The organism is Kitasatospora sp. NPDC057512, from assembly GCF_042802135.1.
Taxonomy (GTDB): domain Bacteria; phylum Actinomycetota; class Actinomycetes; order Streptomycetales; family Streptomycetaceae; genus Kitasatospora.
This window is the reverse complement of record NZ_JBHVET010000885.1, coordinates 1-3,108: the sequence shown is the minus strand read 5'-3', so window position 1 is coordinate 3,108 and position 3,108 is coordinate 1. Positions and strand designations below refer to the sequence as shown.

Here is a 3,108-nt window from a genome sequence, read left to right as displayed (position 1 = left end):
CCTCCGCGAGAACCCGGGGCATGACCGCCGGGCGAGCCCGTCTACTGGGCCTTGTCGAGATAGAATTTCTCGTTCTCGCCGCCGTTGGCCTTGACCTGGCAGTTCACCGTCCCCCCAGGACCGGTGGCGGAGGTCACCCCGCTGCCGGTCACCATCCTCAGGAAGATACCCGGGAACGCCACCGACTCGAAGGAGAACGAACCGTCGGCCTGGGCGCGGGCGTTGAACTTCTCCCAGGGGCCGATGCCGTATTGGCAGTTCACCGTCCCCCCGCCGGCCATGGTGACGGGGACGCCGTTTCCGTCCATGCGCAGGAACACGTTCGGGAAGGCCGCCGACTCGAAGGAGTACGAGCCGTCGGTCTGCGGCCGGACCCGGTACGCCGTCCAGGGACCGGTGCCGTACTGACAGTTGACCGTCCCGCCGCCGTGGTCGGCGGACGCGGTCACCCCGGTTCCGTCCATGCGCAGGTACACGTTCGGGAAGAACGTCGACTGGATCGTGACCGGTGTGTCTCCGAGCTTTGCGAGGTCGGCTGCCGACAAAGGCATGATGGCCTCTCTCCTTTCGTCTGAGGTGGAGCGGACGAGTCGAATCCGGCGCCGCGGCCGACAGCATCTTCGGCGCCGGATATCGGGTTTGAGGAGCGTACTCAGTTCGGCGTGCTCATTTCGGCTACGCAGGTTCGGCGTGCTCGGATCGGGAGGTTCCGCGTCGGCCGCAGGAGCGTTTCGAACCGCTCCGTGCATGCGCGCTCGCCGACCCCGTGAGCCGCTTCCCGAAAAGGGAAGCCCACCGGATTGTGGGAAAGGACCGCATGGCAGCCCCCCTGCTTTCCGCCCCCATTGTCTTTCCTGCCGCTGCCGGCCGGGGACTCACTGTATTTGGGCCGGCACAGCCTGTCCAGGCTGTGCGCTTCGGCAATTTTCGGCCGGCTTCGACGAGGTGTACGTCGGCCGGATCGGGCAGGAGCAGGAGGGGTTCTTCGACTTCTACCGCGAGCAGGTCCTGCCGCGGGCGGCCTGAGCGCCCGGCGGCACACCGTGAAGGCCTTCCCGCCCCGGAGCCCACGCGCGTACGTCCACGTCGCCGACGGCGAACGCGGCGCGTTGGTGGGCCCGTTCGGCGAGGTCACCAGGCCGTGCGCGCCCCGCCGAGACCCCGAGAAGCACCGCGCGCGGGGCAAGGTCGGTGCGGAGCCGCCGTCCGTCCGGTTCAGGACCGGGATTCCCGGGCACCCGCGCGGTGTCCCAACCGTCAACGCCCCAGGAAGGGGAACCGCCATGACAACGTCCGACGACAAGCGGACCCGGCCCGACGAACCGGCGCAGGAGCGGTCCGCCGAGGAACGTTCGATCACCGCCCCGACCCCGGCCGACGTCCGGGCGAAGGCGGAGGGGGAGGTCGGGGCCCGCGAACGCTCAGCGGAGAACCGCGAGATCACGGCTCCCACCCCGGCCGACGTCCGGCGCAAGGCCCGCTCGGACGATGACGAGCCCCCGGCGGCGGACACCGTGGCGCCGTAGGGAGCCCCACACTCGTGCCCCCGCCCCGTCCGCCCCCACAGGACCGCGACGGCGCTGCTGCGGGAGGCCGGGACCGATCGGGGCCGGGCGTGTGCCCGGCCGCCCGCCGAGCAGCAGCCCGATAACCCGTGGCCGTCCAGCCCACTCGCTGTGAAACTGGCCCGATGGAAGAAGCGCCCACCGCACCGACGCCCGTCGTCCTCGGCATCGACGACCTGCGTCCGCTCCCCCGGGCCACACGGATCGCCCGCACCAGCCGCGAAGGCACCCGGCTCCTGGAGGAGCACCGCGACGGCTTCATCGACGAACTCTGGCTCGACCACGACCTCGGCGGCGACGACACCGTCATGCCCGTGGTGGCCCTCCTGGAGGAAGCGGCCTTCGAAGGCCGGCCCTTCCGGATCGGAACCGTCTACGTCCACAGCGCCAACCCCGTCGGCTCCGCCTCCGTCGTCCGGGCGCTCACGCGCTGGAACTACCGTGTCCAGCGGGCGTCGGCCCAGGATCCGGCCGGGTCGGCGGACGGACAGGGCGATCCGATCGCGCCCACGCCCCGGCGACCGTAACGCTATGGTGAGCGGATGAGTGAGGAGCCGAAGCCGCAGGTGTTCTCGAACCGTTGGGCTGACGCCGGCGGTCCCGGCGGCCACGATTCACCCCGCGATCTCTCCACCTGCCCGGCCTGGCCCCGCTCCCGACCGACACCCCGGCCTGGGCCAGCGGGTACCGGCTGGGAACGGGGCCCGAGCATGGAAGTCTGATCATCAGTCAGGCTCTCCGGAACAGCGCACCACCGGACGGCCGGGCCGCCGTGGTCAAGGGCCACCCCGCGGCCATCACACAATCGGATCCGAACGGCGGGCCCCGTTCGCTGACATGGTCGGACGGGACCTACACCTTCGTCGTCACGACCGGTGGTCCCCCGCGGCTCTCGGATGAGGAACTCGTCCGCGTCGCCGAGAATCTGCGGTAACCGACACCACGACGACCACGACGACATCCGGCGGCCGTTCGTCAGGCTGCCCCACCCGAGTCGCGGCCGCTCCTGCGCCGGTCAGGGCGGAGAGCCTTCATCGCGTCGGGTGATCCGGGCGAGACGTGTCACTTCCCGGGGTACGGGGGCAGGGCTCGTCCCGGCAGCCGCACCTGACGTGCGTGGACCGGCGGAGTGTCCGCCGCGGGCGCGGGCTCGGTGTAGCACTCCAGGAGCAGGTCGCCCCGCAGGTCGTCGAGTTCGTCGGGCGCGTCCGCCAGCAGGGCGTCGGCCCACGCTTCCAGGGACGCGTTCTTCAGCGCGTCGTTCGGGACCCGGCTGATCGGCCCGGGGCCGATCACGGTGAACTCCGGCTCGCCGTCCGCACGGAACAGCAGCCGCCACCAGTACGGTTGCCAGTGGGGATGCTTCAACGAGAACCAGCTCCCGAGCGCGTCGCGGACGGTGGCCGCCCGGTCGCAGGGGCCGCCGTACCTGGTGAGACTTCCGTCGGTCGACGATAGCTCCGACGCCAGGGCAAGGCGGAACGCCGACGCCCCCGCCCCCGGGCATGGCCGGAGACGGGGGCGTCGAACGAGAGGGTGCGCC

The 3,108-nt window shown here is 71.2% G+C and carries 4 protein-coding genes; 2 read left to right on the top strand and 2 right to left on the bottom strand.

Translation table 11 applies throughout. The features are described from left to right. Positions 1 to 41 precede the first annotated feature (41 nt). Complete coding sequence (locus ACFU6K_RS35290; RefSeq protein WP_380670153.1) at positions 42 to 551, bottom strand: hypothetical protein; 510 nt, start codon at positions 549 to 551, stop codon at positions 42 to 44. 732 nt (positions 552 to 1,283) lie between these two features. On the opposite strand from ACFU6K_RS35290, the gene ACFU6K_RS35285 reads away from it, so the two are divergent. Further along, the gene (locus ACFU6K_RS35285; RefSeq protein WP_380670151.1) at positions 1,284 to 1,526 is read left to right on the top strand and encodes a hypothetical protein; all 243 of its coding nucleotides are present in this window, start codon (positions 1,284 to 1,286) and stop codon (positions 1,524 to 1,526) included. Between the two features lie 164 nt (positions 1,527 to 1,690). Continuing rightward, positions 1,691 to 2,092 (top strand): cyclic-phosphate processing receiver domain-containing protein, encoded by a 402-nt coding sequence (locus ACFU6K_RS35280; protein WP_380670149.1) that lies wholly within the window; start codon positions 1,691 to 1,693, stop codon positions 2,090 to 2,092. Between the two features lie 535 nt (positions 2,093 to 2,627). Here the strand turns inward: ACFU6K_RS35280 and ACFU6K_RS35275 are convergent. Beyond that, positions 2,628 to 2,933: a hypothetical protein gene (locus ACFU6K_RS35275; RefSeq protein WP_380670147.1), complete on the bottom strand. Its 306-nt coding sequence runs from the start codon at positions 2,931 to 2,933 to the stop codon at positions 2,628 to 2,630. Positions 2,934 to 3,108: the final 175 nt, after the last annotated feature.